The organism is Marinicellulosiphila megalodicopiae, assembly GCF_045862395.1.
Lineage (GTDB): Bacteria > Pseudomonadota > Gammaproteobacteria > Pseudomonadales > Natronospirillaceae > Marinicellulosiphila > Marinicellulosiphila megalodicopiae.
In genome coordinates this window covers 1,842,556-1,864,734 of sequence record NZ_AP023087.1, presented here as the reverse complement: position 1 = coordinate 1,864,734, position 22,179 = coordinate 1,842,556, and the positions used below count along the sequence as shown (strand labels likewise).

The following is a 22,179-nucleotide window of genomic DNA, read 5'->3' as shown; positions in this document are numbered from 1 at the left end:
TGATCAATATCCAAATTCGAAATGTATATTGTGTTAATTAAAAAAATCAAATCGCGATTTTTACAAGGCGCCAAATATAACAATAAAAATGTATTTTAGCCATTTATAATAAATATCATCAAACGTAATTTCATCTATCAGATGAATAAAATTGAGCGCCCTAGCCTGCCAAGAAAACTGTCTTTAAATAGAGTTTGTTTTCACTTAATTTACACTGCATACAAACATAATTTCATTAATTCCAAAGAGGATATTCGATTTATTCCCGCATATTTGCTACTCTTCGCAAAATTTTTTTAAGTGTTGTAATTATGACTAAGCAAACCGTTTTAACTGGGATCACCACTACGGGCATTCCACATTTGGGCAATTATGCAGGGGCGATTAAACCCGCTATTGAAGCAAGTAAAAACACAGACGTTAATTCGTTTTTCTTTTTGGCTGATTATCACGCATTAATTAAGTGTCAAGATCCAAAGCGTATTGCTGAATCAAGTAAAGCCATTGCTGCTACTTGGTTAGCTTTGGGTTTAGATACTGACAATGTGACTTTTTATCGTCAATCGGACATTCCTGAGATTCCACAGTTAAGCTGGGTGTTAACTTGTAATGCAGCCAAAGGTTTAATGAACCGTGCGCATGCTTATAAAGCAGCAGTACAAGACAACTTAGACGGCGGCGAACAAGACGGCGACAAAGGCATTAATATGGGGTTATTTAGCTACCCAATTTTAATGGCCGCTGACATGCTGATGTTTAATGCGAACCAAGTCCCTGTAGGCAAAGATCAAATTCAACACATTGAAATGGCCCGTGATATTGCCGGTCGTTTTAACCATCACTTTGGTGATACGTTTGCACTACCACAAGCGGTGATTGATGACAGCTCTATGATTTTACCCGGCCTTGATGGTCGTAAAATGAGCAAAAGTTACGACAACACCATTCCATTGTTTGAAACAGAGAAAAAGCTTAAAAAAGCGATCAACAAAATTGTCACTAACTCGTTAGAGCCAGGTGAACCAAAAGACTTTAATGATTCAGCCGTTTTTGATATTTACAGTGCGTTTGCTAGCGAGTCTGATATTGAAAGCATGAAGCAAAAATTTGTGGAAGGCATCGGTTGGGGCAACGCGAAAAAAGAATTGTTTGAATTAATCAACGAAGAGCTTTCTGGCCCTCGTGAAGAGTACAACCGATTAATGCAAGATTCTGCGTATTTAGAGTCTGTTTTACAAAAAGGCGCTGAAAAAGCACGTGCTGTGAGCGGACCTTTTATGAGTGATATTCGTAAGAAATTGGGTATGGGTATTTTGTAAATCCCACTCTATAAAAAATTCCCTTTTATCTTTGTATAAAAGGGGCTTTTTTGTGCCTAACTGATTTAATTACAGTTTTTCTATTTTTCTATTTTTTCTACTTTCTCTTTCAACGCCACATTCATTTTATCTAACGTCGGCCCAACAAAGCCCTGCATTTTACCCCAAAACAATGGCACCATTAATCCTGAAAAGGTTTCTTTGTTAATTAATAATACGCCATTTTCGTTTTCACTTAATTCAAAAACACGCTCATTGGTAAACATAAAGCCTGCCATCATTTTTGCCTTCCAACGAAAGTATTTAGGGGCGTTTACATCTAAAATTAGTGGCTCATATTTAGTGGTGGTATTGCCGTTTTCATCGATCATTTCAATGGTGACGCTGTTGCCTTCTATTGTACGTCCGCTTCCTTTCATACCGGGATTCCAACTTTCCCAATTGTTGATATCAGTTAATACACTCCATACTTTATCGATCGGTGCGTTTATTTGACTCTCTGACTTAATCTCTCTCATGTTGGCTCCATGGTGGATATTTTGAGTTTATGGTAGGCAAAAAAAAGCCTAACTACAAATATAGCTAGGCTTGATAATAGTCAATTTAATTTAAAAAATCTGATTAAATTTTGTACTTTTCTGGAAGTGCTAACTTAGCAACACCTGTCTCAACAGCAGCACGCGCGACTGCACCGGCAACTGCATTTAACAAACGCTCGTCCATTGGTTTTGGAATGATGTATTCTTTACCGTATGACAATGGATCTCCGCCGTATGCATCAACTACACCTTGTGGCACTTCCAATTTAGCTAGATCTTTAATTGCGTGAGCCGCAGCTAATTTCATTTCTTCGTTAATACGGGTTGCTCGGATATCTAATGCACCACGGAAGATGAAAGGAAAACCTAACACGTTATTTACTTGGTTAGGGAAATCAGAGCGACCTGTTGCCATGATTAAATCGTCAAGTACTGCTAATGCTTCAGCAGGTGCGATTTCTGGATCAGGGTTTGAACATGCAAAAATAATTGGCTTAGGTGCCATTTTTTTAGCTTGCTCTTGTGTTAACAGATTAGGACCTGACAAACCTAAGAAAATATCAGCACCTTCCATTGCGTCATCTAATGTACGACGATCAGTATCTACTGCAAATTCTTGCTTGTATTTATTTAAGTCAGTACGACCTGTGTGAATCACACCTTGGCGATCTAACATAAAGATGTTTTGTGGGTTCATGCCCGCTGTAATCAATAATTTAGAACAAGCTGATGCCGCAGCACCTGCACCTAAACAGACCATTTTAGCGGTTTTGATGTCTTTACCTTGAATCTCTAACGCGTTTAACATACCGGCAACTGTAACAATTGCGGTACCGTGTTGGTCATCATGGAAAACAGGGATATTACATTTTTCAATTAACTGCTTTTCAATTTCAAAACACTCAGGTGCTTTGATATCTTCTAAGTTAATGCCGCCAAATGTTTCGGCGATGTTTTCAACAGTTTTTACAAAATCGTCAACGTCAGTTGTATCCACTTCGATATCAATTGAATCCACGTTAGCAAAACGTTTAAATAATAAACCTTTACCTTCCATTACAGGCTTAGAGGCCAATGCACCTAAGTTACCTAAACCTAAAATAGCAGTACCGTTAGAAATAACCGCAACCAAATTGCCTTTCATCGTATATTTGTATGCATCTTCTGGATTCTCAGCAATCGCTTTTACTGGCTCAGCGACACCTGGGCTATAAGCTAATGCTAAATCACGAGCAGTTAACGCATCAGTTGATAATTCAATTGATAACTTACCTGGTGTTGGGTACGCATGGTAATCCAGCGCATCTTGTTTTAAATCGTTAGACATAATGATTCCCATCAATTAAGAAATGAGCCACAGCGGCAATTTTAAAGTGGCGAGATAATAACAAATAATTACAGACCACGCCCTTAAAAATATGTTTTTTTTTAACTGGTTTTGTTTTCTACTTTTTAACATAGAATTTACAGCTCCACCAAGCGTAGAACATAGCTTTAACAATAGAAATATTCTAATCAAATTTGACTGTATTTATTTAGAGTGAATTTAAAAAGAAGGGGTTTAGAGGCTTAAAAGTTTATTAAAATGAATAGTCCCAAGAAATCAAAAACATTCGCCAAGCCAGAGTTAAACTTCTGGCTTGGCTTATTAATCAGTACAATTTAGAAAAATACCGACCCCATCATCCCCATTCCAACAATCGCAGTAACATACGTTAATGTTCTTAAAGGATATAGATTGAAGATATAAGTAGCAGGATGCAGCGTGCGACTCACACAAAAAACAATTGCACCCATTGCGGTTGTTTCATTTGAGTAATTTTGAAAATGAACAATTAAGGCAAGTATTGTAAATAAAGGTAAGCTTTCATAAAGGTTACGAACTGAGCGTTCAGCTCTGTCGCCCCAACCTTCTAAGGCTGGTAAATCTTTTCGAGTAATGATTTTACCAAGTCCATTTTGAATAAACTTAGCAATTAATGGCAATAATCCTAGCGCTAATAAAAATACTCCCATATAAATGAGTGACCATAATTCTGTGCTCATTTGCATACCCATGTTGAACAATTCTGATTTAATTTCCATTTTGTTTCCCTTTGATAATAAAAAAAGCCAATCTACCGTACAACGTTAAAAATCTCAATCACTATAAGCTTTGACTGTCTAATATTTTCACTATCAAGCTTTGCATTTTAGATTGTTCGGACAACTTCCAAGCGCGCTTATTGACGACTTTTAATAATTTAGTTAATTCTAATAATTGTTTAGAACTTAATGATTTTGACCAATTAGTGGCTTTAACTTCTATATCGTTTATTGCGATTTGATTGTTTTGATTTGCATGATTACGTTTGTTTAGTGTATTTAAAAACGAGATACTTCTACCTAATAAAGCAAACATAAACGCTTGATTACCAATTGGCCCAATTACGATCTTCTCTCCTACTAAATGAATGTCCTTTAGCCATTTATCAGAATATTTCATAGCCGCTAAACTGCCCACACCTCCGACAACCCCACCACTGATTGCACCCAATAGCAATGACGCCCCACCCACACTTAGATCAATAGCTGCACCTAATGTAAAACCGGCCATTGCGGAATACTTAACTAACTGTGTCTGATTTAACCCCCATAAAAACCACTGCTCTTTATCAAATAATGCATCAGTGTCCATTTGGATTGCTTCACTACTTATTTGAATATGGTGCTTGAACAACAAACCCAACTGCAAAAAACAATTGGACTCCAATTCGATGATTTGTTTTTTAAATTTTGCTAACAAGGCATTTTTTTCAGTCTCGATCATAGACTCATGCACAATGGGCAGTTTGATTTGTAAGCGCAATACTTGTTCAATCATCAATGTTATTTGGTAAGAACTCAAAGTCACCAAAGATTGTTTTTCTGCTTTTAATTGTGTTTTTGCATTTTGCAAAGCCCCTTGCCAATTCCCTTCTAATTGCATAAAGCCATCTAGCAATTGCATTTGTTCATCAAAATTAGCACTCACGGGATTAAACACTCTTACTATTGAAAAGTATTGCCCTAATGCTTGCTTCCACTGTTCGACAAATTCATCGGATTCAATAGGATTGATCAGTGCCATTCTTGGCTGTCCTGTCCATTGTAGAATTTCTAATTCGGCCTCGATGCTTGGATGATACTCACAAGAACCATCGACCACATAAATAATGCCTGTCGATGATTTATCCAAAAAGATGGGTGTCAGTAATTCACATTCATCATGAAACTGGTCAGTTGATTTTGCATATTGAATAAAGTCTTGCACCGTTTGTGCGCGTTGTGACGCATCAGGGTTTTGTGATGACAACCAATGCATCACCTGTCTTGCACGCTGAAATCCAGGTGTATCATATAATCGATACAAAACGTTATCGTTAGTTTTTACATCAAAACCATCGCTTTTTTGTGTTGTGCCCGAGCGTGCTGATATTTCAATGTCACTTAATCTAGCTAATGTTGCCACAACGCTAGACTTACCTTTATTGGGCTGACCGACAACAGCAAAGGTGGGTGGGTGGTTATTCATTATAATTTATCCGCCATATAGCTTTGAATATTTAATTCTTTTGCAAAGCTTTGCCAAGAATAAATTTGACCGTCTCGTACTTTTTTAGAAGTTAACACCACCAATGTTATGGTTTTAGCAGGGTTAGATTCTTTCAATGAACTTAATAAATCAGACAATTCTGCCACGGGGGCGTGAGCTGAATTCACAACGATTGCGACGGTTTTTATTTGATTATCTAATTTTATTTTATTGATTAAGTCTAAATCGTGCTGCCATGCATGAGTGCCTAATTCAACCCAATGTTCGCCATCTAGCTTGGTTTGCCAGCCTAAAACTTGGTCATATTGATGGATTTCAAATACTTTTTGAGTTAACTCGACCAATTCTTTTGATTTAGGTGAATTGCCAGTACTTTGATTCATTTGTTGAATCATTAATGGCCACTGAAGTTGAATCCATTTTTTTAATTGTGTATTTAATTTAATTTTATGAAATACATATATCATCAATCTTGGTAATAATGAATACACTAAAACACCAAGCATGATAAAACGCCAACCCTGTGCACTTTGAGAAGCGTCATGTAATTGGGGTTGTTCTAAATGAAAATATTGGCTTTTTTCAAACCAAGAGACATCCAAACTAAAAGACTCAAGCCAACCTGACCATAAAAAAGCGATCGAATTCGCAACAGCCGCCAATTGCCCTGATGACAAACTAAAAGTACTGCTCCAGCCCAGCGGAATATCCGTTAATAATAAATTAAGCCAAATACACACCCAAGACACCAACGAAAAAACAAAAGCCGCTTCACTGGCCATGTGTTTTATATAACCGCTTAATAAACCCGTTGGCGTTATTTGTGTTGAAGGTAAAATTTTTACTATTTGAAATTTAAGCCAAAGCATTAAAAGGTAAGTTAACCAAGGCATCACTAACAAAATAAATAATAAAAAGAATAAATTAAGCGGTTTTTGATCGGACAACATCAAAATACTTTGCGTACTTATGATGGCCAAAATAGCAGACAACCAAGGAAGTAATACAACCAAACCTAATTGATTAAATTGCAAAATACGATTTGGCAGGGTTGAATATTCAAATTGGCTGGGCGCGTGTTTGTTTGAAATTAACGTATTGGGATGGGTAATAATGGATAATATTAAAAGTGCGCGTTGATTGAGACTCAACATAAATGGGAATCCATAAAATGGTTATGTCACTTTTAATATCAATTAAAAGCGACCAATTAAATCATTAAACGATATTAAGACGATAGAAAGTTATTATTCAATCACTTCAAACACTTTAATCACATCTTGCACACCTTTGACTTCACGTGCGTTTGCATCGGCTTTTGAAACATGTTCAGAGCTAATCTGCCCCATTAAATAAACGATGCCTTTTTCAGTATGCACTGTAATTTTTTGCGAAGGAAATTTAGGATCAATGCCTAAATGATTTCTCACTTTTAATTTAATCCAATTGTCATGAGCAGACTCTAATAAGGTACGGTTTTCATCCACTTTTATATAATTATGTACCGCCACAACCCCAGGTACTTCGTTGGTAATGGTCTCGGCTTGCAAAATCATGGACGCTTCAGGAACTTCACCTACTAGTAAGATCCAACCGTTACTTGATAATACGCTGATATTAGATTGATCAAATTTTTCAGATGTATTTTTTAATGTTTTTTCAATAGAGCGTTCTAATTGACTATCATCAATCAATTGATCGGTGGTTCGAGCTTCACTTTTAAGATCGATGCTCTCGGTTTTTTTAAACATCGCGCAGCTACTCATAACCGATGCGATCACACACCCAATGACTAAAATGCGACTGATTGTTAAAAAAGTTTGTTTGATTTTCACTTTAAAACCCAAATAATTGATTGTCTATTAATTTTATAAATGTATTGGATATCAATATTTGATGCTCAATCACTGAGGCATCATCATCAGCAGGAATGCGTATTTCAACATCTTGCGCAGTTAATTCATTATTCACACCAAAACCATGCTGCCCCAAAACCACCACAACTTGAATATCTAATTCATTCGCTACTCTTACGGTTTGTATGATCATTGGATCATCGCCATCTAAAGCAAATACTAATAACACATCTTTTGGACGGGCTAATGCGCGTAATGTGTCGATATGTGCATCTACTCCCGCGCCCATTTGCATAAAACTGTTTAGATTCAAATTGATACTAGGAAGTGCAGGTTTCACTCCCGGTGCGCGTTTTAGTAATGCTGCTGTAAAATATTGTGCGACAATTTCACTTAATTGAACGCCACAGGTAAATATTCTATGTGAATCTGAGACCAACACATCCGTACAAAGTTGTGCCACTTGTTCTATATGTTCAACCAACATATCTTGAGCGTACATACTTGTCTGGATATTTTGTTCAAAATGCTTAACTATTAACTCATGCTGGCTCATCACTACCCCAAATTAAACGCGTTTTTTACCCATGTTAACTCATAGGTTTTATCATTGTATTGAAAATGTTTAGCAGTATGCATTTGATTGCCATCAATCGCAATAACATCAAACCTGCATTTTGGAGGATGAGCACCATATTTTTTTAAATACATTTGAGCAGTTTTAATAATTCTAAGCTGTTTTGCACGATTCACTGATAATAACGCACCGCCATAATCTTTTCGGCTACGCATTCTCACTTCTACAAAAATTAACACTTCTTTGTGAAACATAATCAAATCTATTTCACCCATTTTACAGGAAAAGTTCTTATTTTTAAGTTTCAACCCTTTTGACTTTAAATACCGACAAGCAATATTTTCTGCTTGATTGCCCGACGAACGCTTAGAAAACGGCCAAAAGGCAAGTAATTTATTGATCCACTTCATAAGGTTTAATTTTATTACGTTCAATAATTATCCAATCGCGATTACTGTGAATCACACCAGGGGTAGGTTGATGCAAATTACCTGTCACACCTGAAATTGTATTAGCTTCAAACTGCTTAAAAATATCAAACTGCATCATAATGCTATAGGCATCTACACCTTGAGCGGCGATACTTACCGATACTTCATTTGCTTGATAAGCGGTGGTTAATTCGTTGCGTTCAGGCAGCTGATTATGCGTCACCCCTTGTAATTGCCATGGCATAGTTTGCAACCTGATGTTATCAAAATCGTATTGTTTGGGTAATTGACCACCAGAATAAATATCACTTAACCCATAAAATGGGATTTCAGAGGCATACTGTTGATTAAAAATCGGTTTTAAACGTACGCTTTCATCTTGAGAAACCACCATAAAAATCATATCTATGTCACGCCTTGGGCGAACTTCAAAATTATTGATACTTTGATCTAATAATTGATACACCATTTGCGCGCGTTTTTCAGAATCATCAATTCCCATTAATTCTTTAACGGAATAAATGAATTTTTGCTTTGTATCCAACGGGGTTCTTGCAACAATTCTTCCACCTAGTTGAGTGAATCGTTGTTCAAATATTTTGGCAAACTCCTGTCTTCGAGTGGAATCTTTTGTATAGATAATTGCTGCATTTCTATGCCCATCCGTAATGGCTTGTTCTGCGACTCTGGTAACTTCATGATTTAAGGATAAATCAAACTGCATGACTTTATCTGCTACAACGGCCGGCTGATTGGTACTGCGCAATAATAAAACAGGGACGGTTATCCCCTCGAAATTGGCTAATTCATTAACTGGTTTTTCAAAAAATGGGCCAATGACAAATTCAGCTCCGTCGCTCACTGCTTGATTATATAAATTAATAATATTTAAATTATCTCCCCCCGTATCATAAAATCGAATATTACCTACTGGGTTTGACTGGCTGACGTTATGATAATATTGAGACAAAATACCTGCCTGAATTGATCGACCCACAATCCCATATTTACCAGTGATTGGCACCATTACTGCAATTTGCTTTGGCTGATTTTTAAGCGCTTCACTTAACATGGACAACGAGGTTGGTAACATCATTGCAGCTGGATGGGATGAATGAGTAGACAACCACTGATTCAACACTTGATTTTGAACGTAAATTTGACCTTTCACACTTTGAATTTGAAAAGCCAGCTGTAACCAGCCTGTTAAATCAAACGCACTGTATTGATTACCTGCGGATTTTAAAAAATAGCTGATTTGCTCAGGACCTAATTTCAATAAATTTTCCCAAATCACATCATGATTTTGTTGTTTGATTGCACCGCTTAACTCGACATCCACAAAAATCCTTTCACGGGCAGCTGATAAATAATCTTGATTCATTTCAGCCACATCGGATTTTAAAAAACGTAAATTGATTTGTTTGACTTTAGAGGCACGATCAAATAAATAAGTATATTGCCCAGCTAACCAATAATTTGCTTCTTCGACATCAAATCTTGCAATGGCCAGTTCTCCTCGAGCCAAAATATAAAGCTGTTTTTCATTTTCAGCCAATTGATCAAATGATAAAGGTTTTAAAATACTTATGGCATCATTGATGGCATCTTCATTTATCATATCGCGGGCCAACATAATCGCTTGACCATCGTCAGCTAAATTTTGTGGCTCCATCGTATAAATGGGTTGATTCGCCCCTTGATTATTTTGCGACTGGGTTTTCTGGGTTTGACAACCAAACAAAAAAGCAACACCAAACAGCATGATAGAAAGATTTTTAATGACACTTGAACATAAAAATTTTTGATTCATTGTTAAATAACTCTAGAAATAAATTGTGATGTAGGCAAAATGACTATTTTAACTGTTGTAAGCGCTTATGTCATACATTCAAGCCTCTTGTTTATACATTGTGGCCACTCCAATTGGTAATTTACAGGATATGTCCGCAAGGGCAATCGAAGTTCTCTCACAAGTAGACATTATTTGTTGCGAAGATACTCGCCATTCTAAACGATTATTAGAACATTTTAGCATCAAAGGACAATTACAATCTTTACACGATCATAATGAAAAAGATAAATCGGCTCAAATTGTTGCATGGCTTGAATCGGGTCAATCAATTGCACTAATCAGCGATGCCGGTACGCCACTGATTTCTGATCCAGGTTGTTTTTTAGTCACCTGTGTAAAAGAAGCGGGATTTGAGGTTTATCCCATTCCCGGAGCTTGTGCCATTATTGCCGCTTTAAGTGTATCAGGCTTACCGACGGATCGTTTTTATTTTGAAGGATTTGTGCCTGCAAAATCAAGTAACCGTGTGGCACGTTTTGAATCATTAAAAGATTTTGAACACACTTGGGTGTATTACGAATCTCCTCACCGCATTCAAGACAGCCTAAAAGACTTGCAAAAAGTTCTTGGCCCTCAACATACCATTTGTTTTGCCCGTGAGTTAACCAAAACCTTTGAAACCATAAAAAAAGACAGCATTGAAAACATATTAAAGTTGATGGATGAAGATCGTAATCAAACCAAAGGGGAATTTGTAATTATGGTGCAAGGGGCAACTTGTGCAAAATCCGAAGATGACAACGAGTCAGAAATGCTTTTAAAACTATTAATTGACGAAAATATCCCCTTAAAAACTGCTGCAAAAATAGCCGCACAACACTGTGGCGAAAAGAAAAACAAATTATATAAATTAGCTTTAAGCTGGCAAGAAGATCAATAGAAGTAAAATAGAAGATCAATAACAGGAGAGTATTATGTACGAGTGGATTAAGACATTTCATATCATATTTATGATGAGCTGGATGGCGGGTATTTTTTATTTACCGCGTATTTTTGTGCATTTTGCCGATGGACAAAAAAACAACCAAGACACGTCACGCTTATTGATTATGGCGCAAAAGCTGAATAAGTTTATGGTTGTCATGTTAGTATTAACCCTCATTTTTGGATCTGCGTTAATTTATTACGTTAACTGGTTTCAATCAGGCAGCTGGTTACACGCAAAACTGAGCTTGGTTTTGATTATGATCGGTTATCATGGATTTTGTTTTTATCATTTAAAACAAATTACACTAGGTCGCAATACCAAAACCGGTGTGTATTTTCGTTTTTTAAATGAAGCGCCGCTTTTATTATTAATTCCTATTGTGTATTTGGTTGTCGCTAAGCCCTTTTAAGGATCGCTATGTCGTTATCGTTATTTACCCCTGAATCCACTGATTTTTCAGTGGATCATTTAAACTTTTTTGTTCAACTATCCAAAACTGCTTATTCTAATGAACAAGCCATGTTGGCAACATTAAAAGAACACAGTATCGATATTCCATTTTCGGATATTTTTATTGAAAATAACGACACAGACACCCAATGTTTTGTGTTCAGTTACCAAACCCATATATTTATTATTTTTCGTGGCAGTGAAGCAAAAGCCGTAGACTGGAAAACCAATTTCACTTATAAAAAAATGCCTTGGCCATATCATGAAGCAAAAGGTGAAGTACACAGCGGATTTTATAACGCGGTGGATTCTGTTTGGGAAAAAATCAACTCTAAAGTCGAACGTGAAATTAAAAGAATTCATGAAAATAATGAAGTCGCCAATTTATGGTTCTCAGGCCATAGCTTAGGTGGCGGACTGGCGCAACTTGCATGTACACGCTTTTTATTAACTGGATTACCAGAAAACGTCGTGATACGGGAGTCTTATGTATTTGCTGCTCCAAGATTTGCATCCAAAAAATTAGCCAATTACATCACACAAAAATTTGGGCAAACTATTTATAGAGTGGTTAAAAATGGGGATTTAGTACCAAGAACCCCACATAGATTTGCAGGATATAAAAACGCATTCACATTAAAGTTTTTTAATAATCAAGAACAACTCATTTCAGCTACTGACTTCTCTGTACTTAATAAACTGTCACATTATTTTTCAGATGTTATTTTATTCACCCAATATGCAATTGGGTTGGTGCCGATCATTAATGTATTCTTATTTAAAAATGTAGGAAAAAAACACAGTATTTTTGAATACGAAAGACTGTGTTTGCAATTAAAAGAGAAATTTAACAGGCATTAAATTCGGTTTTTAGCTTCATTCCACAATAAATCTAATTGAGTTAATTCAAGCTCTTTTAGATTTAAGTTTTGATCTTCTGCTAAGACTTCAACCTGTTCAAAACGCAATCTAAATTTGGTACTGGCTCTGGTTAAACTGGCTTCGGCGTCTTTATTTAAATGTCTTGCAACATTCACAACGCTATATAAAACATCGCCCAATTCATCTTCGATATGATCTTCATCTTTTGATGCGATGGCTTCTTTAAGCTCCAATATCTCACCTTCTAAGTTTGAAATCACATCGTTTAATTCAGTCCAATCAAATCCTGTTTTACTGGCTAGCTTTTGCATGTCTTGTGCGTATTTAAGCGCTGGTAATCCTTGTTTTAAAATATCCAATTGACTTTTAGGCTTAATCGATTTTGAATTTAAGCTTAGCTTTTCTTTTGCTTTTACTTCACTCCACATTGTATTAATTTGATCGTGGGTCCATTTTGGGAGACTTGGATCGCGTCTTGATTTCAACGTACCTTCAGGAAATACATGGGGATGGCGTCTTACTAGTTTTTCAACAACAGTTTGTACGACATCATCAAATTTAAATAAATTTTTCTCTTGAGCGATTTGAGCATAAAAGGTGATGTGAAATAACAAATCCCCCAGTTCCTCTTTTAGATTGTCATGGTCATTTAAGTTAATTGCTTGAACCAATTCATATACTTCTTCTAAAGAATATTGTCTTAAGGATTTAAAATCTTGTTCTAAATCCCAAGGACAGCCATCTTTTGGATCACGTAATCTTTGCATTAAGTACAACAGATCTTTCATTTTTTCAAACCTTAAACGACCGCTCTTTCAACATTAATAATGTTGGATATTTTTGAAATATGAGCAAAAATTTTACTAAGTGAGTGAATATTTTCAATTTCAATTGTCAATCTCATTTCAGCTAACGATTCATTTTTATTAGAAATTGTATTCACTTTTGTAATATTCACCCCAAGTACCGATAACACTTTCATGATATCCATTAATAAATTCGTTCGATCATAAGCAGAAATATGAATCTCAACTGGATAAACACTTGTTGGTTCATGCCCCCAATTAACAGAAATAATTCGCTGTGCCTCTTGGTTTTCTAATTGCAAAAAATTCACACAATCGGCTCGATGAATAGTTACACCACGACCTTGTGTAATGAATCCTCCAATGGCATCCCCTGGAACTGGTAAACAACAATTAGCAATATTTGTTAATAAATTACCGACACCTTGAATATTAATATCAGAAGTAGATAACGGTTTTGTAACAACATCTTTAAAAATTGGAAAAGATTCTTGTTTTTCTTTATAAATATCTTCAGCTGCATGTATTACATGCATGACACTTAAATCCCCAGCACCGATTGCTGCAAACATATCTTCGTCTTTATCAAAATTCACCTCAAGGGCAATGAGGTTATAATCTATATTATCAAAGTGATACCGTTGTATTTCTCGTTGTAATGTGATTCGGCCATCAATAATATTTTGATCTCGATTCTGAGATTTAAACCAATGTTTGATTTTACTTCTTGCTCTTGATGAAGTCACAAACCCTAATTCTTTATTTAGCCAATCTCTTGAAGGTGTTCCATTTTTGGTGGTTAATATTTCAATTCGATCACCAATTTGTAATTCATATGAAAGCGGCACTATTTGCCCAGCAACTTTTGCCCCTCGACATGAGTGTCCAATCTCTGTATGCACTTTATAAGCAAAATCTAAAGGCGTTGCGCCTTTATGTAAATCAACAATATGCCCTTCAGGTGTTAATACATAAATGCGCTCTGCGGATGAATCTTCGGCCATTTGATTAGAAAATCCATCCAAATCGCCGATTTCTTCATGCCACTCTAAAACACTTCTTAGCCAATTTATTTTTTCTTCATAACTTCTACTTGCTTGACTGCCTTTTGTGTCTGTCCCTTTATATTTCCAATGCGCACAAACACCTAGTTCCGCATCTTGATGCATATCAGGAGTACGAATTTGTATTTCTAAAGTTTTACCCTCAGGTCCAATCACTGCAGTATGTAAAGAACTGTATCCATTGGGTTTTGGAGAGGCGATGTAATCATCAAACTCTTTAGGTATATGTCGCCAATAACTGTGTACGATCCCTAATACCTGATAACACTGCGTGACGTTTTCAACCATAATTCTGACGGCACGAATATCATAAACCTGAGAGAAATTAATATTTTTCTTAGTCATTTTTCGCCAAATTGAATAAATATGTTTGGCTCGGCCATAGATTTGGGCTTCAATATTTTGCTTGGTACAAGCATCTTTTAAATCACTAAGTACACGATCTATATATTCTTGGCGATCTAATCGGGTTTCGGAAATTAAGTTAGCGATTCGCTTATATTCTTGAGGCTCAATATAGCGAAAGGATAAATCTTCTAACTCCCACTTTAAGTGCCCTACCCCTAATCGATGAGCCAATGGTGCATAAATATCAAATACCTCACGAGCAACCCGATAACGTTTACTTGCCGTCGCGGTTTTTACCGCTCTAATGGCACAGGTTCGTTCAGCTAACTTAATTAAGGCGACGCGTACATCATCCACAATCGTGACAAGCATTTTACGAATGGCTTCACCTTGAGTGTCATCTTGACCCAACAATTTTGCTCGAGTGGAACGAAATTTTGTATGGATCATCGCCATTTGTAAAACGCCTTTAATTAAAGAGGCCACTTTCGATCCAAATTGATCTTTTACTGTACTGATTGCAAGTGTATTTTCACGCACACAGCGATACAAAATAGCGGCGATTAATGATTCTTCATCAAGATGTAAATCCGATAAAATCATCGCCATCTCTAGGCCTGTATGATAACTAGAAGTCCCATTTTGCCAAGCATTTTCCTGACGTTCTAATCCTTCTTCATGTGCTACACGAGCAATTTTACACGCTCGAAGTAATGACTCTTCATCCACTATTGGCATACGTTCTTGCAAACGAATCATCCACTGATCAATATCAACGGTTCCATCTTTAAATACTGGATGCTCTTCTCTTACTTTAACCATTATCCCTTTTACCTATAAGTTATGGTGAATGGATTTTTATGACGATTAACTAAGCAATTTCACATTAAATGTATTCATCACTAAAAACCCAATCACTTTTATTATTTTTTCTTAAACAACACCATCGTTTCAATATGGTGCGTTTGTGCAAACATATCCATTATGCCTGCCCGTTCTATAACAAAGTTTTTTCGTTTTAGTAACTGCGCATCACGCTTTAATGTTGCTTGGTTACAACTGATGTATAACAAGTAGTCACAATCTATTTTATCTATATCGCTACAAATCTGCTTAGCACCTGCTCTTGGTGGATCCAACACAACCAAATCAAAGGTTTTAAAGCCTAATCGTTCATGCCAAGACGGATCAAATAAGTCTTGTTTGAGAAATGTTAACTCATTTAGTTCAGACTTTTTATCGGGTTCAGACTGTTTTTGATTTTCTTTTGTATTTTGCAACGCGCATTGAATAGACTCTTTAGCACCTTCCATTCCAATAGTGTGTTTAAAGTGCTTTGCCAACATCAATGTAAAATTACCCATTCCACAAAAAAGATCCAGTGCTTGATTCAGTTTTGCCTCATTTTTGCCAACACTATCTAAAATCCAACGCTGCGCTTGAGCGATCATTTTTTGATTAACTGAAGTATTTACTTGAGTAAATTGACCTGGACGATATTGGTAAGTTAAATATTCTATTTTTTGGGTGAGGTTTTCACTGTTTTGCCAAATCTCACTGCCACCTTCTACACGAATATTGTGCACCTCGTGTTCGGCCAAATACTCGCTTAATTGAGCAAGTTTGGTGGCGTTGGGCATTTTTTTCAAAATCAGACGAATAGCAATCTGTTCATTATCATCAATTAACCATTCAACGGATTGCAAAGAATGCAATTGAGTCACGACATCATCTTGTGAGACGGACAATTTAGCTTGAAGCAAAGGGTGGGTAATCAAACAAGAATCAACTTGAATGACATTATTGCTGCCTGCTTGTTTAAAGCCAATCTTGCCATCATTAACAGACAATCTTATTCGGTGGCGATATTCAAACGGCTCGCTTAACAATGGCTTTTCAATTTTACTTTTCTTTTTGCCTTTTAAATCTTGGTATAAAAGGTCTTTAAATTGCCATAAAAATTGCGATTGTTTTAATTCGATTTGCTCTTGGTAATCAACATGCTGTAAATCGCAGCCACCACATTGGGCAAAGTATTCACAAGCAGGCTCGATTCGTTTGTCGCTTACTTTTTCGATTTTATCAATAACCGCTAAAACAGAGCGTTCATCGTATTTAGGGTGCTTAATTAAAATTGTTTCACCAGGCAGACTAAACGGCACAGTTACTGTGTAGCCTTGAGAAAAACCAATCCCATCGCCTTCGTGGCTCAATCGATCAATATCGATTAATTGCGTGGCATCAAAGGGTTTAAGCGCTTGTTTACTCACAGCACTTTTGGTTTTTTTTGGTAATCGTTTACGAATCAATTAAACACTCCGGTCGATAAATAGCGATCACCGCGATCGCAAATAATGGCAACAATCACACTGTTGGTGAGTTGTTTTTCTAATCTTAATGCACCGGCAACGGCGCCACCTGAACTCACACCACAAAATATGCCTTCTTGGCTGGCTAATTGTTTCATGGTGATTTCAGCACTTAATTGGTCCATATCGATCACACTGTCGACTTTGGCCTCTTCAAAAATGCCCGGTAAATATTCTTTTGGCCAACGACGAATACCGGGAATGGACGCACCATCCTCAGGCTGCAAACCTACAATTTGAATGCTTGGGTTTTGCTCTTTTAAATACGTAGAGTTACCCATAATGGTGCCAGTTGTGCCCATCGCGCTGACAAAATGCGTGATCTCGCCTTTAGTTTGTTCCCATATTTCAGGACCGGTTGTTAAATAATGCGCATTAGGATTATCGCCATTATTAAACTGATCTAGAACAACTCCCTTACCTTCACTTTGCATGGTTAAGGCTAAATCTCGTGCGTATTCCATACCCTGCTCCTTGGTGACTAAAACCAATTCAGCACCATAAGCACGCATCGACGCTTTACGCTCTTCGCTCATATTATCAGGCATGATCAAAATCATTTTATAGCCCTTAATGGCGCAAGCCATAGCAAGGGCAATGCCCGTATTTCCACTTGTAGCTTCAATCAAACAATCCCCTGGTTTAATCAAACCTTTAGCTTCAGCCTGAACAATCATATTCATGGCAGGGCGATCTTTAACAGAACCTGCTGGGTTATTGCCTTCAAGCTTCACCAGTACAACATTGGTTGAATCTTGTGGCACCAAGCGTTGTAAGCGCACTAATGGCGTATTTCCAATGAATTGTTCAATAGTAGGGAAATCGGCTTTAGAAAAATCAGTCATAATATCAAATCTATAAAGTCAAAAAATAAAGCATTGTACCCTGCTCAATGATTTTGACTAATGATTAATATTTATATCGTTAATGCATTTAGATGAGTTTTTATTTTAGATTCAGCTCAAACTTAGGGTAATTACCCAACTGATAGATTAATTGATAATTTGTTTGAGAGACTGCAGGAGAAGCTTCATGCATTTTAGTAGGAAGGGTTAAATCACTTTCATACTCCTTTAATTTATGCCCTTTAAACAAAGTAATCTCAGTCAAAATTGCAACATCATATTGAATATTACCTGAAATATAAGGCAAGGAAATCTGGCCAAAATCCAAATATCCCCCAACAGAATGATTATGCTTTTCCAACCAAAGATCCACCGAATCTATTGAAAGTGTTAATCCCCCCCAATTAACACTCGGTCAAATTGTTTTATATCCGTTTGAAGCAATTTTTGTTTATATTTTAGGGTTATTTCAAGCTCTTGCTTCCAATGAATTAATGCTAATTGAAGCTGTATCGCCTCAGGAATAAAAACCCCTTTTTCGGTTAAATATTGTTTGAGATTTACAGTTAGCTGGAATTGAGGCTCTTGCTCTAATGCTTTTTGCATGGTTTCGGCAACTATTAAATCAAACTTAATTTTTGGTTTAAACTCACAGGCATCGGCACAAAAAAACTGAATTTTTTGCACATCCACACCAAAGTGCCTAAGCAGTATTTGCACACTATCCAATGAAGATTGATGAATATCTAACATATGAAAATTAATAGAGTGTTCTTGAAATTTCACAATGGTAGCAAGCATCAATGTGGCATAAGGGCCGCACCCAGCATAAAGCACATTAAGAGTTTGTGAGGTTGTAAGTGCATTACTTCGGGTTTGAGCTAATAAATATTCCATCGCATCATGCACTGCTCTTATAAATGCTGTTGTGCGCCCATAGTCTGTCACGCACATTGCAGCAGCTTGGGGGTTAATTGCCATCCCCGATGGCAAATGCGTGTCAGGCGCAAAAGCATTAAAAGTCACATCCGCGTCTATATCTGTGATTAAGGCACAGTACTCTACAAACTCATCCAAAACTTTTTTTCGAAGGGGTAATTCGGAATTGCAATCAAGCAAGACATCTAACAACAACTGTAAATTTAATGGTTTCATTTTATTATTTCTTAATAAAAGCAATCGTTCAAAAATCAATTGAACGTTCAAATACGGAATTATTTCTCATTATAACCGATTACAAAAAATAACTATTTCACTAATTAAATAACCAATTACGCCTCAGCCCCATATATTACGGCCACCCAAACAAGTTACAACTATAAAAAAGGATTACAGCGCTATTTTTGAAAAGTTTTGCACCTTTATTAAGCCATTCAAGATAGTTATAATTGGCACTATGAAGAATATAATTGGCACGATGAAGAAATAGACACTATTAATAGGCACAATTGATAGGCACAATGTTTTAGATGATTTATTGTTTTAGATGAATTATTTGTCCATTCAAAATTAAAATGTCTGGTTCGTCAAATCATCCAGTTACAATATAAATACAAGATTTAGACATTATTTACATAAATATATGCATAATACAATTAACAAACAATTTCAAAGCCAGTAAATGACTTTGAACATTTATTTAATAGGTATTAAATGACTTTTTTACGCAGCTACCAATTAGTGACATTATCCTTACTAAGCTTAAGTTCAAGCTTCAGTTTAGCTAATGACGACTGGGGACAATGGCAAGATGAAAAATTCTCTATTGAAATGCTTCAAAGCCTTAATGAATCTGCGAAAGAACACCTAGATCTTAGAAAAGCAACAGCCAATCAATCCGACACAACAAAAGCTCATTCAAGTTCAACACCAGGTTTCAATGAAGATTTACAAATGCCTAATTTTCAACTAATTGAGCACAACCGTGGATTTGAACTTCCTGAATTTGAAAACAAACGTGAATTAATTAATTTAGACCCCACTCAAGCTCCCGAACAACCAATGATTGAGCCAACAGAATAATTTCTATTTTATCTACCCATTTAAAAAATTAGAACTGAATCACACTTCAAACAAAACCCAGCCTGTATCACAATTCAATTTTCAAAATATTTTATTTAAAACAATAAACCAGATTGATTTTAGATATAATCGATTTCTTTTGAATTTAAAATTTTATGAATAATTTATTTTTACGTATTTACTCCAGAATGCTTGTAGTAACTATTTTAGTCTGCTTAGGTGGGCTATTTGCGTTTAATGAATTAAGTAAAAAGAGAGACCTTGAATATACAAAGTCACAATTATCAGGAGTTATGGCGTTAATTAAAAATGGGTTAAATAGACATGAAGGTGATGCACAGCAAGAGTGGTTTAAATTAGCCATCAAAGCCACCGGCTTAAATATGAAACTAAGCAACGCCAACAACCAATCACCAGATCATTATTCAGTCAGTTTGGTGAATTCCGACTTAAAACATGTTGAGTATTCAATTAACGACTCCCAGCTAATCTCATTTGAATTCCAAGGTTTTAACAGGCAGCTTTTTGAAGGTGTCAATAACTTCATACTCAATGAGCTCGGCCAAACCCCACCACCCCTTAGAGAACATCAGTTAAATAAAATTAAAGAATGGTTTGTCACCGATATTGGCTTAATTCATCGAGACAAACTTGCTTTAACTGACTACGAAAAAGCGCAGCTAGATATTAATAAAATAGTGGTTTATCGCTTTAACCAATCAGATGGAATCACTACGTTCAGTCAATTTGGTAAATCTCCCATGATTTTAAAAGTGGGCCCTGTTGAACATTTCAACCCTTATCCTATGTTTTGGATATTTATCCTCACAATTTTTGTGTTAATTGTATCTTTAATTACAGGCTGGTTTTTATTCAAACCCTTTGCAAGTCGATTAAAAAAATTAGCTGAAGATGTCAATAATGTCGCTATTTTAGATAAACTTGGAAACACTTCCCTTGATATTACGATCAGTCAGCAAGGTGATGACGCACTTTCTGTGTTAACACAGGAAGTTGACCAAATGGCAAAACGCGTCATTACATTAGTAAAAGACCAACAGCAACTTAGCCGTTCAATTTCCCACGAGTTTCGCACCCCAATTGTGAAAATGGGATACAGAATTGCAATGCTAGAAGAATCCAACCAATTAACTAGTCACCACGCTCAAACATTAAAAGTCTATATGACTGAATTACACAATTTAGTTGATGAACTATTGCTTTACAGCTCGTTAGAATTTAACCCCACTACCGAGTCTAAACAATTTAATCTTTTTGCATTATGCACTAGTTTAAAAAATGATTTAGAACCCTTAAGTCGATCCAACATCAATATTCAATGCCCACAGGGAATTTACATCCTTGGAATTGAACAGTATTGGAAAACAATATTACAAAATTTATTAACAAATGCCCAAAGATACGCAAAATCTAAAATCGATATTTTAGTTTTATTAGACGAAAAACAATTAACTGTTACTGTCTCTGATGATGGCATTGGCATTCAACAACAAAATGTCAAAAATATATTCGAACCTTTTTTTGTTGAAGAGCAATCAAGAAATAAAAAAATGGCTGGGCATGGTCTTGGTCTATCAATCGTACAACGTATGACATTATTGCAAAAAGGTAAAATTGAAGCGAGAAATAATACCCAAGGTGGCGCGCAATTTAATTTAACATTTGATGCAAGTATTGCACAAATAAAGCAAACGGAGGTTAAATGAAATATAAACAATCCCTTGTCTGCTTCTTATGTTTTATGATGCCTAATTTTGTATTTTGCGAACAGTGGTCTACTGATGATTGGGGCCAATGGGTGAGCGAGGACATGAGTGATCAACAATTTACAAATGAAACATTTAATCAACTTAACAAATTAGATGGTGTTCCAAAACAAACCAGCACCGAAACACATACATCAACTACAACAATCCCTAATGATATTTTATTTGAATTATGGCAATTAGAAAATGGCCATCAATTTGTAGATATCGATCAATTAAATGAAAATGATAAAATTCTTTATCTAAAATGGCTTGCCCAATCAAATTTAGCAAATGATATTAGCACTGAAACCGTTCCTGAACTCAGCCCAACATACATTCAAGATTCAGAAAATAACATTCCCACACCTTTTACTCATTCGCCACTTCCGAACAATACCCCCAAACCCAATGAAGCGGAAAAAAAGATTAAACTGTCTCCAAAATTTCAAAATTTCAAAAAAACGACCATAGTTAACGAAAATGACACTCAAAAAAGCACAATTCATTTACAAATATTAATTAATACTAATAAAGAAGGGCTTTAA

General features: G+C 36.1%; 22 protein-coding genes. 7 read left to right on the top strand and 15 right to left on the bottom strand.

Annotation, left to right across the window (positions count from 1 at the left end):
• Positions 1-311 precede the first annotated feature (311 nt).
• Positions 312-1,319 (top strand): tryptophan--tRNA ligase, encoded by a 1,008-nt coding sequence (locus TYM08_RS07860; RefSeq protein WP_422382421.1) that lies wholly within the window; start codon positions 312-314, stop codon positions 1,317-1,319.
• Between the two features lie 80 nt (positions 1,320-1,399).
• Here TYM08_RS07860 and TYM08_RS07855 read toward each other — a convergent pair whose 3' ends face one another.
• The 9 genes from TYM08_RS07855 to TYM08_RS07815 all read right to left on the bottom strand — a co-directional run bounded on the left by TYM08_RS07855 (position 1,400) and on the right by TYM08_RS07815 (position 10,109).
• Entirely contained in the window at positions 1,400-1,837 is a 438-nt protein-coding gene (locus TYM08_RS07855) for an SRPBCC family protein (RefSeq protein ID WP_422382420.1), read from the bottom strand.
• Positions 1,838-1,940: 103 nt separating this feature from the next.
• Positions 1,941-3,185, bottom strand: coding sequence for a malic enzyme-like NAD(P)-binding protein (locus TYM08_RS07850; protein WP_422382419.1), 1,245 nt, complete (start codon positions 3,183-3,185; stop codon positions 1,941-1,943).
• Between the two features lie 335 nt (positions 3,186-3,520).
• Complete coding sequence (locus TYM08_RS07845; protein WP_422382418.1) at positions 3,521-3,943, bottom strand: MAPEG family protein; 423 nt, start codon at positions 3,941-3,943, stop codon at positions 3,521-3,523.
• A gap of 61 nt (positions 3,944-4,004) precedes the next feature.
• A complete protein-coding gene (locus tag TYM08_RS07840; RefSeq protein ID WP_422382417.1) occupies positions 4,005-5,411 on the bottom strand; it encodes a GTPase/DUF3482 domain-containing protein in 1,407 nt (468 codons plus the stop codon).
• Positions 5,411-6,586, bottom strand: coding sequence for a DUF2868 domain-containing protein (locus tag TYM08_RS07835; protein WP_422382416.1), 1,176 nt, complete (start codon positions 6,584-6,586; stop codon positions 5,411-5,413). Before TYM08_RS07835 ends, TYM08_RS07840 begins: the two co-directional genes overlap by 1 nt.
• Positions 6,587-6,679: 93 nt before the next feature.
• Positions 6,680-7,267, bottom strand: coding sequence for a BON domain-containing protein (locus TYM08_RS07830; protein ID WP_422382415.1), 588 nt, complete (start codon positions 7,265-7,267; stop codon positions 6,680-6,682).
• 1 nt (position 7,268) lies between these two features.
• Complete coding sequence (locus TYM08_RS07825) at positions 7,269-7,844, bottom strand: SIS domain-containing protein (protein WP_422382414.1); 576 nt, start codon at positions 7,842-7,844, stop codon at positions 7,269-7,271.
• A gap of 2 nt (positions 7,845-7,846) precedes the next feature.
• Positions 7,847-8,275, bottom strand: coding sequence for a YraN family protein (locus tag TYM08_RS07820; protein ID WP_422382413.1), 429 nt, complete (start codon positions 8,273-8,275; stop codon positions 7,847-7,849).
• A complete protein-coding gene (locus tag TYM08_RS07815) occupies positions 8,259-10,109 on the bottom strand; it encodes a penicillin-binding protein activator (protein WP_422382412.1) in 1,851 nt (616 codons plus the stop codon). Before TYM08_RS07815 ends, TYM08_RS07820 begins: the two co-directional genes overlap by 17 nt.
• A gap of 67 nt (positions 10,110-10,176) precedes the next feature.
• On the opposite strand from TYM08_RS07815, the gene rsmI reads away from it, so the two are divergent.
• From rsmI to TYM08_RS07800, 3 genes are read left to right on the top strand one after another with little or no spacing between them, the layout of a single operon-like run.
• On the top strand, positions 10,177-11,031 hold the full coding sequence (rsmI, locus tag TYM08_RS07810) for a 16S rRNA (cytidine(1402)-2'-O)-methyltransferase (RefSeq protein WP_422382411.1): 855 nt from the start codon (positions 10,177-10,179) through the stop codon (positions 11,029-11,031).
• Positions 11,032-11,065: 34 nt separating this feature from the next.
• A complete protein-coding gene (locus TYM08_RS07805; protein WP_422382410.1) occupies positions 11,066-11,488 on the top strand; it encodes a CopD family protein in 423 nt (140 codons plus the stop codon).
• An 8-nt stretch (positions 11,489-11,496) separates the two neighbouring features.
• On the top strand, positions 11,497-12,390 hold the full coding sequence (locus TYM08_RS07800) for a lipase family protein (protein ID WP_422382409.1): 894 nt from the start codon (positions 11,497-11,499) through the stop codon (positions 12,388-12,390).
• Here the strand turns inward: TYM08_RS07800 and mazG are convergent.
• The 6 genes from mazG to TYM08_RS07770 form a co-directional block, all read right to left on the bottom strand.
• Positions 12,387-13,199 carry a nucleoside triphosphate pyrophosphohydrolase gene (gene mazG, locus TYM08_RS07795; protein ID WP_422382408.1) on the bottom strand — a complete coding sequence of 271 codons (813 nt, stop codon included), beginning with the start codon at positions 13,197-13,199 and terminating at the stop codon, positions 12,387-12,389. The two genes, TYM08_RS07800 and mazG, sit on opposite strands and share 4 nt — an antisense overlap.
• Positions 13,200-13,210: 11 nt before the next feature.
• Positions 13,211-15,451, bottom strand: a complete 2,241-nt coding sequence (gene relA / locus TYM08_RS07790) for a GTP diphosphokinase (protein WP_422382407.1) — start codon at positions 15,449-15,451, stop codon at positions 13,211-13,213.
• Positions 15,452-15,552: 101 nt separating this feature from the next.
• Positions 15,553-16,938: a 23S rRNA (uracil(1939)-C(5))-methyltransferase RlmD gene (gene rlmD, locus TYM08_RS07785; protein WP_422382406.1), complete on the bottom strand. Its 1,386-nt coding sequence runs from the start codon at positions 16,936-16,938 to the stop codon at positions 15,553-15,555.
• The gene (gene cysM / locus TYM08_RS07780; protein WP_422382405.1) at positions 16,935-17,843 is read right to left on the bottom strand and encodes a cysteine synthase CysM; all 909 of its coding nucleotides are present in this window, start codon (positions 17,841-17,843) and stop codon (positions 16,935-16,937) included. Before cysM ends, rlmD begins: the two co-directional genes overlap by 4 nt.
• Before the next feature lie 100 nt (positions 17,844-17,943).
• Entirely contained in the window at positions 17,944-18,204 is a 261-nt protein-coding gene (locus TYM08_RS07775; RefSeq protein ID WP_422382404.1) for a hypothetical protein, read from the bottom strand.
• 29 nt (positions 18,205-18,233) lie between these two features.
• On the bottom strand, positions 18,234-18,998 hold the full coding sequence (locus tag TYM08_RS07770; protein WP_422382403.1) for a hypothetical protein: 765 nt from the start codon (positions 18,996-18,998) through the stop codon (positions 18,234-18,236).
• 498 nt (positions 18,999-19,496) lie between these two features.
• Between TYM08_RS07770 and TYM08_RS07765 the strand changes: the two genes are divergently transcribed.
• The 3 genes from TYM08_RS07765 (at position 19,497) to TYM08_RS07755 (ending at position 22,179) form a co-directional block, all read left to right on the top strand.
• Entirely contained in the window at positions 19,497-19,865 is a 369-nt protein-coding gene (locus TYM08_RS07765) for a hypothetical protein (protein WP_422382402.1), read from the top strand.
• Positions 19,866-20,020: 155 nt separating this feature from the next.
• Entirely contained in the window at positions 20,021-21,592 is a 1,572-nt protein-coding gene (locus TYM08_RS07760) for an ATP-binding protein (RefSeq protein WP_422382401.1), read from the top strand.
• Positions 21,589-22,179 carry a hypothetical protein gene (locus TYM08_RS07755; RefSeq protein WP_422382400.1) on the top strand — a complete coding sequence of 197 codons (591 nt, stop codon included), beginning with the start codon at positions 21,589-21,591 and terminating at the stop codon, positions 22,177-22,179. Before TYM08_RS07760 ends, TYM08_RS07755 begins: the two co-directional genes overlap by 4 nt.

Excerpts from the sequence above, each read along its gene's own strand:
- cysM (WP_422382405.1), bottom strand. The coding sequence starts at position 17,843 with ATGACTGATTTTTCTAAAGCCGATTTCCCTACTATTGAACAATTCATT.
- TYM08_RS07845 (WP_422382418.1), bottom strand. The coding sequence starts at position 3,943 with ATGGAAATTAAATCAGAATTGTTCAACATGGGTATGCAAATGAGCACA.
- rsmI (WP_422382411.1), top strand. The coding sequence starts at position 10,177 with ATGTCATACATTCAAGCCTCTTGTTTATACATTGTGGCCACTCCAATT.
- TYM08_RS07835 (WP_422382416.1), bottom strand. The coding sequence starts at position 6,586 with ATGTTGAGTCTCAATCAACGCGCACTTTTAATATTATCCATTATTACC.
- TYM08_RS07805 (WP_422382410.1), top strand. The coding sequence starts at position 11,066 with ATGTACGAGTGGATTAAGACATTTCATATCATATTTATGATGAGCTGG.
- mazG (WP_422382408.1), bottom strand. The coding sequence starts at position 13,199 with ATGAAAGATCTGTTGTACTTAATGCAAAGATTACGTGATCCAAAAGAT.
- TYM08_RS07765 (WP_422382402.1), top strand. The coding sequence starts at position 19,497 with ATGACTTTTTTACGCAGCTACCAATTAGTGACATTATCCTTACTAAGC.
- TYM08_RS07840 (WP_422382417.1), bottom strand. The coding sequence starts at position 5,411 with ATGAATAACCACCCACCCACCTTTGCTGTTGTCGGTCAGCCCAATAAA.
- TYM08_RS07825 (WP_422382414.1), bottom strand. The coding sequence starts at position 7,844 with ATGAGCCAGCATGAGTTAATAGTTAAGCATTTTGAACAAAATATCCAG.
- TYM08_RS07800 (WP_422382409.1), top strand. The coding sequence starts at position 11,497 with ATGTCGTTATCGTTATTTACCCCTGAATCCACTGATTTTTCAGTGGAT.
- TYM08_RS07860 (WP_422382421.1), top strand. The coding sequence starts at position 312 with ATGACTAAGCAAACCGTTTTAACTGGGATCACCACTACGGGCATTCCA.
- relA (WP_422382407.1), bottom strand. The coding sequence starts at position 15,451 with ATGGTTAAAGTAAGAGAAGAGCATCCAGTATTTAAAGATGGAACCGTT.
- TYM08_RS07770 (WP_422382403.1), bottom strand. The coding sequence starts at position 18,998 with ATGAAACCATTAAATTTACAGTTGTTGTTAGATGTCTTGCTTGATTGC.
- TYM08_RS07820 (WP_422382413.1), bottom strand. The coding sequence starts at position 8,275 with ATGAAGTGGATCAATAAATTACTTGCCTTTTGGCCGTTTTCTAAGCGT.
- TYM08_RS07850 (WP_422382419.1), bottom strand. The coding sequence starts at position 3,185 with ATGTCTAACGATTTAAAACAAGATGCGCTGGATTACCATGCGTACCCA.
- TYM08_RS07855 (WP_422382420.1), bottom strand. The coding sequence starts at position 1,837 with ATGAGAGAGATTAAGTCAGAGAGTCAAATAAACGCACCGATCGATAAA.
- TYM08_RS07815 (WP_422382412.1), bottom strand. The coding sequence starts at position 10,109 with ATGAATCAAAAATTTTTATGTTCAAGTGTCATTAAAAATCTTTCTATC.
- TYM08_RS07755 (WP_422382400.1), top strand. The coding sequence starts at position 21,589 with ATGAAATATAAACAATCCCTTGTCTGCTTCTTATGTTTTATGATGCCT.
- TYM08_RS07760 (WP_422382401.1), top strand. The coding sequence starts at position 20,021 with ATGAATAATTTATTTTTACGTATTTACTCCAGAATGCTTGTAGTAACT.